Below are 14,116 nucleotides of genomic sequence, written 5' to 3'. Positions count from 1 at the left end.
GTGAGCCGCATGCGGACTTTCACACTGCCGGGCACCGACCTCATCGTTTCCGACGTCGTGCTGGGGCTGATGCGCATCCAAGACAAGTCAGACGACGAGGTGCGTACGCTCGTGGGAGCCGCGCGCGATGCCGGCATCACCTTCCTCGACCATGCCGACATCTACGGGGACCCGCTGCACGGGTGCGAGCGCCGTTTCGCGGAGGCCCTGCGTCTGACGCCGTCGGAGCGGGAGCAGTGGGTGATCCAGTCGAAGGCTGGCATCGTGAAAGACGGCCCCTACTTCGATTTCTCGTACGAGCACATCGTGGAGTCGGTGCACGGTTCGCTCGACGCCCTCGGCACCGACTACCTCGACATTCTGCTGCTGCACCGGCCCGACGCGCTCGTCGAGCCGGAAGAGGTGGCGCGGGCGTTCGACGAGCTCTCGGCGTCAGGCAAGGTGCGCGCCTTCGGTGTCTCGAACCACACGCCTCGGCAGATCGACCTGTTGCGCAAGTACGTGACCCAGCCGCTCGTCGCGAATCAACTGCAGCTGTCGATCACGCATTCGCCGATGATCGCCCAGGGCATCGCCGCGAACATGCAGGGCCTACCGCAATCCGTGACCCGCGACGACGGCGTGGTCGACTACTGCCGGCTCCACGACATCACCGTGCAGGCCTGGTCGCCCTTCCAGGCGAACTTCTTCGACGGCCCCTTCCTGGGGTCGGATCGCTATCCCGAGCTGAACGCGGTGATCGAGCGCCTCGCCGCGCAGTACGGGGTGCCGCCGGAAGCGATCGCCGTTGCGTGGATCACCCGCCACCCGGCGCGCATGCAGGTGGTGCTCGGAACGACGTCGCCCGACCGCGTCGCCGCCGCGGCCCAGGGCTCGGATGTCACGCTGACGCGCGCCGAGTGGTACGAGCTCTTCCGTGCGGCAGGGTACACCGTTCCGTAACGGGATTCGTTACCCGCCGAGGGCTGCGGTGATGCGTTCCGGTGCGAGTGCGGCGTCGATGGCGAGCTGCGCGGCGCCGTAGATCGCGGCGTTGCCTGCGGCGAGCGACGGCGCGATGGTGAGCTGCTCCGTGGAGAGCGGGATCGACCGCGCGTAGACGACCTCGCGCACGCCGGCGACGAGATGCTCTGCCGCCTGCGCCATGGTGCCGCCGATGACGATGGCCGAGGGGTTCATGATCGAGACGCACGCGGTCAGCACCTCTCCGATGTCGCGCCCCGCCTGCCGGATCAGCTGAATGGCGTGCACGTCGCCGGCTTTCGCGAGCGCGACCACCTCGCTCGGGCGGTGCAGGGGCGTCTCCTCGGTGCTCAGCTCGCGGGCGAGCGCGCGCCCCGAGGCGACGGCTTCGAGGCAGCCGCGGTTGCCGCACGGGCACGGCGTGTCTGCAGCCCGGGCGAGGGCGATGTGCCCGATGTCGCCCGCAGCTCCGTTGGCTCCGCGGCGGAGTGATCCGCCCGAGACGATTCCGGCGCCGATCCCGCTCGCGACCTTCACGAAAATGAGGTCGGTGACCCCGTTCCACGAGGTGGAGAGTTCACCGAGGGCCATGATGTTCACGTCATTGTCGACGAGCACGGGCGCGTCGATCCGGGCGCGGATGGCTGAGGGGATGTCGAAGCGGTCCCATCCAGGCATGATGGGCGGATTGATCGGCCGCCCGGTCGAGAACTCGACGGGACCGGGGACGCCGATGCCGACTCCGGCGACCTGCGAAACGTCGTAGCCGAGGCTGGGGAGGAGCTCTTCGGCGGAGTCGAGGATCCAGTCGATCGCCGCCTCGGGGCCGGAGGAGATCTCTCGCGGTGTCGAGATCTCGGCGAGGAGTTCGCCGCGCAGGTCGGTGACCGCCACGCGGGCGTGCAGGGCGCCGAGGTCGGCTGCGAGGACGACGCGGGCGCGCGGGTTGAAGGCGAGCTGCGCCGAGGGCCGTCCACCGGTGGAGGCCGCGTCGGCGACGGGGGCGATGAGACCGAGGTCGATCAGCTGGTCAATGCGCTGGGCGACGGTGGGGCGTGACAGTCCGGTGAGTTGGGCGAGATTCGCCCGTGTGCGTGGCGCTCCGTCGCGGAACAGCTGCAGGAGCGCTCCGGCGGTCGAGGCTCCAGGTTCTGGGGGCGCAGATGGCACGATCACACTTTCAGTAAACCACAGGTCGAACTTGGGTAACGGTTTGATTACTTATGAAGAATAGTTGACAAAAGTGGGGAGGTGGGAAACACAATAGTCACATGTCCCCGCAGACGCTGGAGTCTCGCCGGGCACCGAGCGTAGGAATGCTCGGTGCCGGGTTCATGGCCCGCACACACACCCACGCCGCCCGGCTCACGGGCGCGCGCCTCGCGGCGCTCGCCGCCTCGAGTCGCCAGAGCTCCGAACGCGCCGCCGTCGCTCTGGGCTATGAGCGCGCGTCGAGCGCGGAGCAACTGCTGGCCGAGGCCCTCGACGTCGTGCACATCTGCACGCCGAATACGAGTCACCTCGAATTCGCGCGGGCCGCACTCCTCGCGGGCTCGCATGTGATCTGCGAGAAGCCGCTTGCGACGTCGGCCGCGGATGCCCGGGAACTCGTCGAACTCGCCGACTCGGAAGGGCGCGTCGGCGCCGTGCCGTTCGTGTATCGCTACCACTCGATGGTGCGCGAGGCGCGCGCCCGCATCGCCGGGGGAGCGCCGGGCGCCGTGGTCACCGTGTCCGGTCAGTACTTGCAGGACTGGCTGCTCGGCGCCCAAGACGACAACTGGCGGGTCGCCGCCGACGCCGGGGGCCCCTCGCGCGCATTCGCGGACATCGGATCGCACCTCGTCGACCTCGTGGAGTTCGTGAGCGGCGACCGCATCACGCGCCTCGTCGCCTCGACCCGCACCGTGCACGCGGAGCGCAACGGGCAGGAGGTGAGCACGGAGGACGCGGTCGCGCTGACGCTCGAGCTCGCCGGCGGCGGTATCGGTTCGCTGCTCGTCTCCCAGGTCGCGCCCGGGCGCAAGAACGGCCTCGTACTCGAGATCGCCGGTGCCGAGGAGAGCGTGCGCTTCGAGCAGGAGGATCCTGAACTGCTCTGGGTGGGGCGCCGCGATCAGTCGCTGCTGCTGCGACGCGACCCCGATACGCTCTCACCCGACGCCGCGCGGCTTTCGAATGTCCCAGCGGGTCACGCGCAGGGCTATCAGGACGCCTTCAACGCGTTCGTCGCCGACGCATACGCGGCCGTCGCAGGTGAACAGCCCGAGGGGCTTCCGACCTTCGCCGACGGATACCGCGCCGCGCAGATCACGGACGCCGTGCTCGCCTCCGCGCGCGAGGGTCGCTGGGTGGAGGTGGACGCCGCATGAGCGTGAACGAGGCACCAGCACCCGCGCCAACCGCCACCACCGGCGCACCGGTGCTTTCGGTGATCGACATCCGCAAGCAGTTCTTCGGCAACGAGGTGCTCCACGGCATCTCGCTCGATCTCGTGCCCGGCACCGTGCACGGGCTCGTGGGCGAGAACGGCGCCGGCAAGTCGACGCTCATGAAGATCGTCGCCGGCGTCTACCGGCGCGACGGAGGCGATGTGCGCCTCGACGGCGCGAGCGTCGACTTCGGGCACCCAGTCGAAGCGGCGGCCGCCGGTGTGGCAACGGTGTTCCAGGAGTTCAACCTCCTCTCCGACCGGTCGGTCGCGCAGAACGTCTTCCTCGGCCGCGAGCCCCGTCGCCGTGGCCTCATCGACACCGCGGCCATGCGGCGCGCCACCGCTGACCTCCTCGACGACCTCGGCATCGCCGGAATCGACCCGGGCTCGCAGGTGGGGAGCCTGACGGTCGCCGAGCAGCAGATCGTGGAGATCGTGAAGGCGCTCTCGGTCGACGCGCGGGTCATCTCGATGGACGAGCCGACTGCGGCGCTCGCAGACCACGAAGTCGCGATCCTCTACCGAGTGATTCGACGGCTTCGCGATCGAGGCGTCGCGATCCTGTACGTCTCCCACCGGCTCAAGGAGATCTTCGATCTCTGCGACACCATCACCGTGATGAAGGACGGCTCGCTGGTGTCGAGCGACCCCGTCGGGGCGCTGGATCAGCCGACGCTCGTGCGACGCATGGTGGGGCGCCCGATCAGCGCCTACTTCCCTGATCCGGTGCCGGGCACGGCGCCCGGCGAGGTCGTCGTGCACGTGCGCGACGGGGGCAACACGCAACTCGACGGCATCGACCTCGATGTGCGTGCGGGGGAAGTCGTCGGGCTCTCGGGTCTCCAGGGCTCGGGTCGCACGGAACTCGTCGAAGCGATCTTCGGAGCGGCTCCGTTCACCCGCGGCACGCTCAAGATCGCCGGGTCCGCCCGCGCCATCCGCTCCCCGCGCCAGGCCGTGCGGTTGGGCATCGCCCTCGTCACCGAGGATCGGAAGCGCACCGGTCTCGCACTGAATCAGTCGATCCTCGACAACGCACTGCTCGCGATCCGCAGCGTCTTCCCGCGCCGGACGCGCCGAGAACGCGCCACGATTCCCGGCGTGTTCGAGTCGCTCGAACTCGTGAGCCGCGGCCCGAAGCAGGAGGTGCAGGCGCTGTCGGGAGGCAACCAGCAGAAGGTCGTACTCGCGAAGTGGCTGGCCACCGAACCCCGTGTGGTGCTGCTCGACGAACCGACCCGCGGTATCGATGTCGGCGCGAAGGTCGCCGTGTACCGTCTCATCCGCGACCTGGCGAAGCGCGGGGTGGCGATCCTGCTCGTGTCGAGTGAACTCCCGGAGGTGATCGGCATGGCCGATCGAATTCTCGTGATGCGCGATGGACGCATCGCCGGCGAGCTGCCGGCCGGCTCGTCAGAGGAAACCGTGCTGGCGCTCGCGACCGGCGCCGTCGAAGCGGGAGGTGCGGCATGAGCATCGCACTCCCCGCGCGCCTCAAGCGCCTCGACACCACCGCGATCGTCTACATCGCTCTGATCGTCGTGCTCGTGCTGAGCGCGATTCTCGTCTCCACCGTCGGTCGCAACCTCTTCAGCCCGGGGAGCATCCGCGACATCCTCACCGGCATGAGCGTGCTCGGGTTCGTCGCGATCGGGCAGACCCTCGTGATCCTCGGCGGATCGCTCGACCTCTCCGTGCCCTACGTGGTCAGCCTGACGAGCCTCATCGCGGCGCAGACCATGAACGGCGAGACCGGCATGGTGCTGCCTGGCGTGCTGCTCGCGCTCGCCGTCGCTGCGCTCGTCGGGCTCGCCAACGGCATGATCGTCACCTTCCTGAACGTGCACGGCTTCGTCACGACGCTCGGCGTCGGCCTCATGCTCAAGGGGTATCTCGACACCAACTACCAGGGCACGGCCGGTGAAGTGCCATGGGCGTTCCAGCTCTTCGGCGCCACAGGGGTCGGCCCCGTGCCCGTCTCCACCATCGTGATGCTCGCACTCGCCGGCCTCGTCGCCTTCATGCTCGCGCGCAGCAGCTTCGGGCACCACCTGTTCGCGGTGGGAGGCAACTCGGAGGTCGCCCGACTGTCGGGCGTGCGCACGCGCCGACCGCTGATCTGGGCGCACGTGCTGTGCTCGGTCTTCGCCGGGATCGCCGGTCTGCTGCTCGCCAGTCGTCTCGGCGTCGGCAGCCCGACCGTGGGCGTTCAGGGCGGCTACGATCTGCTCTCCATCGCGGCCGTGGTCCTGGGCGGCACCCTGCTCGCCGGCGGACGCGGATCGATCTGGGGCACCATCGGCGGGGTCGCGATCTTCGCGGTACTCGACAACCTCATGAGCGTGCTGCAGGTGAACCCGTTCCTGAAAGACGTGGTGCGCGGCGCAGTCATCGTCGTCGCGGTCGCGATCTACTCGCGTCGCCGACTCGTCGCCCGTCGTGAGCGCTTCACGCGATCCGGGGAGGCGGCGCCAGTGCCGGCCGATGTCACCGCAGAAGGGGGATCGCGATGAGCGCCACCGATCCGAGCGTCACCCGCCCCGTCGAGACTCCGGCCGCAGCCCCCGCTCCCGGTGGACTGGCCCGCTTCGCGCGCGCCGCCATCAGCCCGCGCGGCGCGGTCTACCTGCTGCTGCTCGTGCTGCTCGTCGCCGTGGCGATCCTGAACCCGTCGTTCGCGGAACCCGGTCAGCTCGTCCGCTACATCCAGCGCGTCGCTCCCATCGCGCTCGTCGCGATCGGCCAGTACTTCGTCATCGTCAGCGGTGAGTTCGACCTCTCGCAGGGGTCGCTCGTCACCACCCAGGTCGTCCTCGCGGGCACGCTCATCGGGCAGGACGACGCGAAGGTGATTCCGGTGCTGCTCCTGCTGATCGTGCTCGGCGCGGTCGTCGGCATCGTGAACGGGATCGTCACCACCTTCCTGAAGGTGCCGTCGTTCATCGTCACGCTCGGCATGATGTTCGTGCTCTACGGCGGAGTGATGTGGTGGACCGGCGGGGCGGCGACGGGCAACCCGGCCGACTCGTTCCGGCAGGTCGGCCGCGGCGGCATCGAGGGGCTCCCCGTCATCGGGCTGCTGCCCTGGGCCGTGCTGGTGCTCGCGGCGGTCGTCTCCGTCGCGGCCTGGCTCTCCCGCCGTCCCTTCGGCCGCACGCTCGTGGCGATCGGCGACAACTCGGCTGCCGGCGTCTTCGCCGGGGCTTCGGTGTGGCGCACCAAGACGGCCGCGTTCGTCATCTCATCGCTCTGCGCCACGGTCGCCGGCGTCCTGCTCGTCGGGTACGCCGGAGTGCACCCCTCGGTCGGTCGCGGCTACGAGTTCATCGCGATCACCGCGGTCGTGCTCGGCGGCGTCGTGCTCGGCGGCGGGCGCGGATCGGTGTGGGGGGCGCTCGCCGGCGCCTTCGCCCTGGAGACGCTGTTCACGCTGCTGAACTTCACCTCCGTGCCGTCGACGATGCGCGACGCCATCCAGGGAGCGATCATCATCGCCGCCGTCGCATACTCGGGCGCCGCGTTCCGCGCACGCCGCAAGCGGCCGACATCGGGCCTCGGGGCGGTGGCCGACGCCGGCGCCCTCGGTCCGGTCGTCGACGCGGACGCAGGTGCCTCCGCCGGCACTCACGAACCTCCCGGAACCTCCGGGATAGATCCGACGGGGAGCACCCCGTCACCCGATCCCGCCGGCACCGCTGCCGTGCGGGGCGAACAGAAGAAGGAGAACCGATCATGAAACGATCGCTGAGCATTACGGCGAGCCTCGTCGGTGCGGCATCGCTGATCCTGCTCGCGGGGTGCACCACCGATCCGTCGGTGGAGAACTCCGCTGAAGAAGCACCTGCCGAGACCTCTGAATCGACCGACTCGACCGAGTGGTTCGACCAGGAGCTCTTCGACAAGCAGGACGAGGAACGCGGCGTGACCCCGGAAGGGCCGGACGACGAGCCCTACCTCCAGATGATCAACGCCGAGATGAAGGACACGTCCGACTTCGCGTCCGACGGGGCGAAGAAGGTGTGCTTCGCGAACGCCTCGATCTCGAACCCGTGGCGCCAGACCGGCTGGATCACGATGAACGAGCAGCTGAAGGTGCTGCAGGAGTCTGGCGCGATCTCCGAGATGGAGACCCGCGACGCCAAGGACAGCGACGACACCCAGATCGCCGACATCGACTACTTCATCGCGGAGGGCAACTGCGACGGCTTCATCATCTCGCCGAACTCGACCGCGGCGATGACGCCGGCCGTCGAACGCGCCTGCGAGACCGGGAAGCCCGTCGTGGTGTTCGACCGCGGCGTCGAGACCGACTGCGCGGTCACGTTCATCCACCCCATCGGCGGATTCGCCTGGGGTATCGACACCGCCGAGTTCTTGATCGACAACCTCGAAGAGGGCGACAAGGTGATCGCGCTCCGCATTCTGCCCGGCGTCGACGTACTCGAGCAGCGCTGGGCCGGCGCCGAGAAGCTCTTCGAGGAGGCCGGAATCGAAGCGGTCGACTACTTCTCGGGCGGCGACCCTGCCGAGATCAAGAAGATCATCTCCGATGAGCTCGCCAAGGGCGACGTGCAGGGCGTCTGGATGGACGCCGGCGACGGTGCGGTCGCTGCGATCGAGGCGTTCGAGGATGCCGGCAAGGAGTACCCCGTGATGACGGGCGAGGACGAGCTGAGCTTCCTGCGCAAGTGGAAGGACACCGGCCTCACCGCTCTCGCGCCCGTGTACTCGAACTTCCAGTGGCGCACGCCGCTGCTCGCACTCGAGAAGATCTTCGACGGTGAAGAGGTGCCGGCCGAGTGGGTGCTGCCGCAGAGCCCGATCACCGACGCTGACCTCGACGAGTTCCTCGAGCTCAACGAGGGCATGCCCGATGGTCACTACGCGAAGTTCGGCGGCGAGAACCTGCCGAGCTACCCGAAGGTCTGGCAGGATCGCCAGATCCCGTAAGCGGGTGCGACGCCGGAGGGAGCGGGGACGAACCGCGCTCCCTCCGGCGCATCCCGTCGACCGATCGCTCTGGAGAGGAGCATCATGCGGAGAACCCTCGGCGTGAACACGTGGGTGTGGACCTCCCCGCTCGGAGACGCATCGCTGCTGAGGATCGCGGAACGCGCCCGCGGCATCGGGTACGAGCTGCTCGAGTTGCCCGTCGAGTCACCGGGGGACTGGTCGCCGGAGCTGGCGGCCGAACGCCTGGGAGCGCTCGGCATGGGCGCGCGCGTCGTCGGGGCGATGGGAGCGGGGCGCGATCTGCTCGACGACGCGTTTCGGGCGTCGACGCAGGCCTACCTGCGGCACTGCGTCGATGTCGCCGTCGCGGTCGGATCGCCGACGGTCGCCGGGCCCTTCACCGCTCGCACCGGCCGCGTCTGGCGGATGGGCGCCGACGAGCGCGCGGCAGCGATCCGAGTGCTCCGCGAAGCCCTTCGGCCGGTCGCCGCGTATGCGGCGGAGCGCGGGGTGACGCTCGCGATCGAACCGCTCAACCGGTACGAGACGAGTCTCATCAACACGGTCACGCAAGCGCTCGACGTGCTCGACCCGCTGCTGGGCTCCGCTGACGCAGGGGCATCCGGCATCGCGCTCGCACTGGACGCCTACCACCTGAACATCGAGGAGCGCTCGCCGTCGGCAGCCATCCGCGCGGCCGGCGCGCACCTCGCCGTGGTGCAGGTCTGCGGCAACGATCGAGGCCCGGCCGGCCCCGATCACACGGACTGGGGGGCCTTCTTCGACGCGCTCGACGACGTCGGGTACACCGGCCCGCTCACGCTCGAGAGCTTCACCGGGGACAACGACACGATCGCGACCGCAGCGTCGATCTGGCGACCGCTCGCCGAGTCGCAGGACGCGCTCGCGCGCATCACCTACGATTTCCTCACCGACCACCAGCTGCAAAGGAGCGGCCGTCTATGAGCCACGAAGCAACGCACCCCGTCACCCTCTTCACCGGGCAGTGGGCGGACCTGCCGTTCGAGGAGGTCGCACGCCTCGCCTCGGAGTGGGGCTACGACGGGCTCGAGATCGCCGCCTCCGGCGATCACCTCGACCTCGCCCGCGCCGATGAGGATGACGCGTACCTGCAGTCCCGGCTCGACACGCTCGACCGGCACGGGCTCAAGGTCTGGGCGATCTCGAACCACCTCGCGGGGCAGGCCGTCTGCGACGATCCCATCGACTTCCGGCACGAGGCCATCGTGCGCCCCTACGTATGGGGCGACGGCGACCCGGAGGGTGTGCGGCAGCGCGCAGCCGCCGACATGCAGCGCTCCGCCCGCGTCGCCCGCAAACTCGGCGCCGACGTGGTGACGGGATTCACCGGGTCGAAGATCTGGCCGTACGTCGCGATGTTCCCGCCCGTGCCCGCATCGGTGATCGACGAGGGGTACGAGGACTTCGCGCGGCGGTGGACGCCGATCCTCGATGTGTTCGACGGGGAGGGCGTGCGGTACGCGCACGAGGTGCACCCCTCTGAGATCGCGTACGACTACTGGACGACGGTGCGCGCGCTCGAAGCCATCGACCACCACCCGGCGTTCGGGCTCAACTGGGACCCCAGCCACCTCGTGTGGCAGGGCGTCGACCCGATCGGGTTCATCGTCGACTTCGCGGATCGCATCTGCCACGTCGACTGCAAGGACACGCGGGTGCGCCCCCAGACCGGCCGCTCCGGCATTCTCGGATCGCATCTGCCGTGGGGCGACCCGAGGCGCGGCTGGGACTTCGTCTCGACCGGGCGAGGCGACACCCACTGGGAGGACGGGTTCCGCGCACTCGACAGCATCGGCTACACCGGGCCGATCTCGATCGAGTGGGAAGACGCGGGCATGGACCGCCTGCATGGCGCGGCGGAGGCGATCGAGCGGATCCGCTCCCTGCTCTGGAAGCGCCCGACGGCCTCGTTCGACGCCGCCTTCTCCCACCAGTAGGCGCCGCCGCCGCGCCGCGCCGCGCTGCGCTGCGCCGCGCCGCGCTGCGCCGCGCCGCGCTGCGCCACCTTGCGCCACCTTGCAAGCGGGGTCACTCTTCGTGCGTGTCCCGCGCCCGACACGCACCAACAGTGACCCCGCTCGCAGAAGGGCCGCGCGTGGGAGAATCTACGCGTGAACGACGCAGCGCCCCTGGCCAACCCGACACCCGAGCGCTCGACCTCCGGGGTCGGGCCGTGGCCGGGAGGGCGCGACGCCTGGCCGACTGGAGCGCAGTACGACGCTGAACTCCTCGAGCACGGCGACACGCGCAACGTGGTCGACCGCTACCGGTACTGGAACATGGCCGCCATCGTCGCCGACCTCGATGAGCATCGTCATCCCTTCCACGTCGCCATCGAGAACTGGCAGCACGACATGAACATCGGGTCCATCGTGCGCAGCGCGAACGCGTTCGCTGCCGACACCGTGCACATCGTGGGTCGCCGCCGTTGGAACAAGCGCGGCGCGATGGTGACCGACCGGTACCAGCACGTGGAGCACCGCGAAGATGTCACCGCGCTCGTCGGGTGGGCGCGGGGCGAGGGGATCCCGATCATCGCGATCGACAACGTGCCCGGCTGCGTGCCGATGGAGACCTTCGACTGGCCGGAGCGCTGCGTGATGCTCTTCGGTCAGGAGGGACCGGGCCTGACCGCGGAGGCGATCGCGGCGGCCGACGCCGTCGTCGAGATCACCCAGTACGGGTCGACGCGCTCGATCAATGCTTCGGCCGCTGCGGCGGTGTCGATGTACAGCTGGGTGCAGCAGCACTCCCCGCTCCGCCCGCGCTGACGGCGGCCCGCGCTCGCCCGCTCTGCCCGCGCTCGGCATCAACCCTCGGTTTCGCGGAAGTAGGCGCGCACGCGACGGTTCAAACCGCGGACGATGGCGGCGCCCGTGCGTAAAGACGCTCCTGCCGAGGCCGAAAGGTCGACATCTCGCACATGCGTTCGGCCGCGCGCGGAAGGCTCGGAACTGCGAGCATGCATGCCGCCGAGACGAAAGAGGGTGCGATCAGTATGAATTGGCCGAGCTGGCTGGGAGACCTTCCGACATGGGTGACGGCGGCCGCCGTGGTGTTCGCTGCGGGGTCCTACAACCTCGATCGCGCCCGCCAGCGTGCCGACGAAGAGCGTGACGCTCGAGAGCAAGCAAGCCGACTTTCGGCGTGGGTGGTCACTGACCCTGACGAGAGGAAACGCACGTACGGCGTGATTCTCGACAATTGCTCGGGATCCGCGTTCCGCGATGTCAGTGTGGTTGTCCGAATGTTCGACGCAGTGATCGACAGGCCGATTCGACTCGTCATGCTGCCGCCGGGGCGATACTTCGTCGAGCTGAGCAAAGACTCGAAGACGTACACGTGGAAGTTCGCTGCGGAAGTGCCGAGTCACACGGGCGATCGTCTCCGCCCCATCATGCAATCGGCGAAGTATCAGGTCCATGCATTGGAGTTCACGGACACTCGCGAGCAGCGCTGGCGCCGAGATGAATCATTCGTGCTGTCGAGAGCGCGAGAGAACTGAGCGGAGAGCGCGACCTCAGCCCTAGTTCCGGAAGATGCCCGATACCTCAGGGAGGCTTCCGACAAGATGCGACTCGAGCAGAGCGGTGGCCGTGTCGAGATCGAACTGCTCGATGGCCTGTGCGATCTCGAGGTGCTGTTCGACAGCCGAGCATCGCCGTGAGGGCACGGCCTGGAACATGGCGATGCCGATCCTCACCTGGCGATCGTGAATGGAGTTGTAGAGCTGGGCGAACTCGGTGTTTCCGGTCGCCTGCACGAGCGTCCAGTGAAACTCCTTGTCGGTGACCACCATGTCGACGATGCGTTCGGGGTCGTCCTCGAGAATCGCTCGCTGTTCTTCGATGAGGTGGAACAGGCGACCGGCGATGGGCACGCGGTGGTCGCAGACCCACTTCACCCCGTGTCCCTCGAGCACGACGCGAGTCATGGCCTGTTCCTGGATGGCGCGGAGGGTGATCTCGGGTACGAGGGCGCCGCGGTGCGGGATGAGGGTGAGGAGCTGCTCGGACTGCAGACGGGAGAACGCCTCCCGCACCGGAGTGCGGGAGACGCCTGTCGCCACTGCGATCTCGTTCTCGGTGATGACGGTTTGCGGAGCGAGCTCGAGCGTGATGATGAGGTTCTTCAGGTATCCGTAAGCGTAGTCCGCAGCTTTGATGCCGGGGGGCCGCACGCCCGGCGGCAGCGGTGCCTTCACCGACCAGCCGCCGAACCGGGCGTGCGATACATCCGGGATGAGCTGCATGCGTAGATCGTAGCTCAGGCCAGAGGGCCCACGGTGAAGCGCCGATTCTCGAGGCACGGATTGGTGCGGCGCACCTGCGCAATGCGGTCGGAGCTGACCACTGCCGTCGCGAACGTCTCGGTCTCCTCGCCCGCTGAGGCGCGCGTGATTCCGAGGGGGTCGATGATCTGACTCTGGCCTGTGCAATGCGGGCCGGTCTGGCCCGCCGCGGCGACGTACGTGGTGTTCTCGATCGCCCGCGCCCGCAGCAGCGACTCCCAGTGCAGTTCCTTCATCGGCCCGACGGCCCAGGCGGCTGGGTAGACGAGCACGTCGGCGCCGTGATCGACGAGCCATCGCGCCATCTCCGGGAAGCGCAGGTCGTAGCAGGTCGCCGCGCCGACGGTGATGCCGTTCACGTCGAAGACGAGAGGCGAGTCCGCGCTCGCCGCCGTCACCGAATCGGATTCCCGGTACCCGAAGGCGTCGTACAGGTGGATCTTGCGATACACGCCCTCCAATTCTCCGGTCGGCGAGATGTGCACGAGCGTGTTGTACGGGTGCGTACCAGCGTTCGTCTCCGTGAGCCCGGCGACGACGTGCGTGCTGCCGGCGGCCGCCGCGCTGCGCAGGGCGGTGACGAAGTCTCCGTCGAGAGATTCCGAGTACCCCTCGTCGGGGCGCTCCTTCGTCGGATCGGAGTACATCGCGTTCTCGGGGATCACGACGAGGTCTGAGTGCGGGGCCGCCTGTTCGATCAGGGAGACCGAGAGGTCGCGGTTTCGGGCGACGTCGAGCGTGGCGGAGAATTGGGCGACGGTGAGGCGGAACTCGTTCATCAGGCTGCCCCGCTCGTCTGGAAGTACTGAGCCGCACCGCTCCACTCCGAGAGTTTGAGGCCGGCGGTGATCTCGGCCTTCTTCGCCGGCTCGGCGCCTTCTTTACCGCGCAAGTCGGTGACGATGTCGTCGATCTCGTCCTCGGTGAGCACGGCGATGCCGTCGGAGTCGGCGAAGATCGCGTCGCCCGGTGTGATGACGACGCCGCCGACGGTGATCGGCACGTTGATGGCGCCTTCGATGCCGAGGATCCGGGTGGTGCGTGCGGAGACGCCGCGCGAGTAGACCGGGAGCCCGAGTTCGAGGACCTCGTCGAAATCGTTCATCGCACCTGCCAGGATCACGCCTTCTGCTCCGCGGGTCTTCGCCGTGAAGGCGACCATTCCGCCGAAGCTCGAGCGCTCGTCACCCGATTGCTCGACGACCAGCACGTCGCCGGGGCGCAGGTGATCTGCTGCGACGTGCAGCGCGCTGGAATCCATGTGGGGGAGTCGCACGGTCACTGCCGTGCCGGCGAACTGGATGGGGCGCCGGTTCGGCGTCAGCCCGCGCACGAAACCGAAGTCGCGCAGGTGGCCGAGCGTCGACGTCTGTACGGTGAGGAGCGACTGTCGCCGCTCTTCGGAGATCTGCTGGGGCATGGGGAGGAATTGG

At 68.6% G+C, this 14,116-nt stretch carries 14 protein-coding genes; 10 read left to right on the top strand and 4 right to left on the bottom strand.

The features are described 5' to 3' along the window. The first annotated feature begins 9 nt into the window (after positions 1-9). The gene (locus JE033_RS07090; RefSeq protein WP_200330376.1) at positions 10-942 is read left to right on the top strand and encodes an aldo/keto reductase family oxidoreductase; all 933 of its coding nucleotides are present in this window, start codon (positions 10-12) and stop codon (positions 940-942) included. 9 nt (positions 943-951) lie between these two features. On the opposite strand, the gene JE033_RS07085 is transcribed toward JE033_RS07090, so the two are convergent. Continuing rightward, positions 952-2,136, bottom strand: coding sequence for an ROK family transcriptional regulator (locus JE033_RS07085; protein ID WP_090147360.1), 1,185 nt, complete (start codon positions 2,134-2,136; stop codon positions 952-954). Positions 2,137-2,234: 98 nt separating this feature from the next. Between JE033_RS07085 and JE033_RS07080 the strand changes: the two genes are divergently transcribed. The 9 genes from JE033_RS07080 to JE033_RS07040 all read left to right on the top strand — a co-directional run bounded on the left by JE033_RS07080 (position 2,235) and on the right by JE033_RS07040 (position 11,897). After that, positions 2,235-3,335, top strand: coding sequence for a Gfo/Idh/MocA family protein (locus JE033_RS07080; RefSeq protein ID WP_234037113.1), 1,101 nt, complete (start codon positions 2,235-2,237; stop codon positions 3,333-3,335). Beyond that, positions 3,332-4,870: a sugar ABC transporter ATP-binding protein gene (locus JE033_RS07075; RefSeq protein WP_200330374.1), complete on the top strand. Its 1,539-nt coding sequence runs from the start codon at positions 3,332-3,334 to the stop codon at positions 4,868-4,870. The genes JE033_RS07080 and JE033_RS07075 overlap by 4 nt, the downstream gene beginning before the upstream one ends. Then, on the top strand, positions 4,867-5,910 hold the full coding sequence (locus tag JE033_RS07070; RefSeq protein WP_200330372.1) for an ABC transporter permease: 1,044 nt from the start codon (positions 4,867-4,869) through the stop codon (positions 5,908-5,910). Before JE033_RS07075 ends, JE033_RS07070 begins: the two co-directional genes overlap by 4 nt. Continuing rightward, positions 5,907-7,133 (top strand): ABC transporter permease, encoded by a 1,227-nt coding sequence (locus JE033_RS07065; RefSeq protein WP_200330370.1) that lies wholly within the window; start codon positions 5,907-5,909, stop codon positions 7,131-7,133. The genes JE033_RS07070 and JE033_RS07065 overlap by 4 nt, the downstream gene beginning before the upstream one ends. Next, positions 7,130-8,347: a substrate-binding domain-containing protein gene (locus tag JE033_RS07060; RefSeq protein WP_200330368.1), complete on the top strand. Its 1,218-nt coding sequence runs from the start codon at positions 7,130-7,132 to the stop codon at positions 8,345-8,347. The genes JE033_RS07065 and JE033_RS07060 overlap by 4 nt, the downstream gene beginning before the upstream one ends. Positions 8,348-8,431: 84 nt before the next feature. Then, positions 8,432-9,316 carry a sugar phosphate isomerase/epimerase gene (locus JE033_RS07055; protein WP_200330366.1) on the top strand — a complete coding sequence of 295 codons (885 nt, stop codon included), beginning with the start codon at positions 8,432-8,434 and terminating at the stop codon, positions 9,314-9,316. Further along, complete coding sequence (locus tag JE033_RS07050; protein ID WP_200330364.1) at positions 9,313-10,329, top strand: sugar phosphate isomerase/epimerase; 1,017 nt, start codon at positions 9,313-9,315, stop codon at positions 10,327-10,329. Before JE033_RS07055 ends, JE033_RS07050 begins: the two co-directional genes overlap by 4 nt. Before the next feature lie 174 nt (positions 10,330-10,503). Then, entirely contained in the window at positions 10,504-11,163 is a 660-nt protein-coding gene (locus JE033_RS07045; RefSeq protein WP_200330362.1) for a TrmH family RNA methyltransferase, read from the top strand. A 227-nt stretch (positions 11,164-11,390) separates the two neighbouring features. Further along, a complete protein-coding gene (locus tag JE033_RS07040; protein ID WP_200330360.1) occupies positions 11,391-11,897 on the top strand; it encodes a hypothetical protein in 507 nt (168 codons plus the stop codon). A 21-nt stretch (positions 11,898-11,918) separates the two neighbouring features. On the opposite strand, the gene JE033_RS07035 is transcribed toward JE033_RS07040, so the two are convergent. From JE033_RS07035 to JE033_RS07025, 3 genes are read right to left on the bottom strand one after another with little or no spacing between them, the layout of a single operon-like run. Further along, positions 11,919-12,644, bottom strand: a complete 726-nt coding sequence (locus JE033_RS07035; protein ID WP_090146332.1) for a GntR family transcriptional regulator — start codon at positions 12,642-12,644, stop codon at positions 11,919-11,921. Between the two features lie 14 nt (positions 12,645-12,658). Beyond that, positions 12,659-13,462 carry a carbon-nitrogen hydrolase family protein gene (locus JE033_RS07030; RefSeq protein ID WP_200330358.1) on the bottom strand — a complete coding sequence of 268 codons (804 nt, stop codon included), beginning with the start codon at positions 13,460-13,462 and terminating at the stop codon, positions 12,659-12,661. Then, positions 13,462-14,103 carry an RraA family protein gene (locus JE033_RS07025; RefSeq protein ID WP_090146335.1) on the bottom strand — a complete coding sequence of 214 codons (642 nt, stop codon included), beginning with the start codon at positions 14,101-14,103 and terminating at the stop codon, positions 13,462-13,464. Before JE033_RS07025 ends, JE033_RS07030 begins: the two co-directional genes overlap by 1 nt. Positions 14,104-14,116 lie beyond the last annotated feature (13 nt).

This window comes from Leucobacter sp. L43 (genome assembly GCF_016597785.1).
GTDB classification, from domain to species: Bacteria; Actinomycetota; Actinomycetes; order Actinomycetales; family Microbacteriaceae; genus Leucobacter; species Leucobacter alluvii.
Note: the sequence above shows the minus strand (reverse complement) of the source record. Positions and strands in the feature narration are given on the sequence as shown.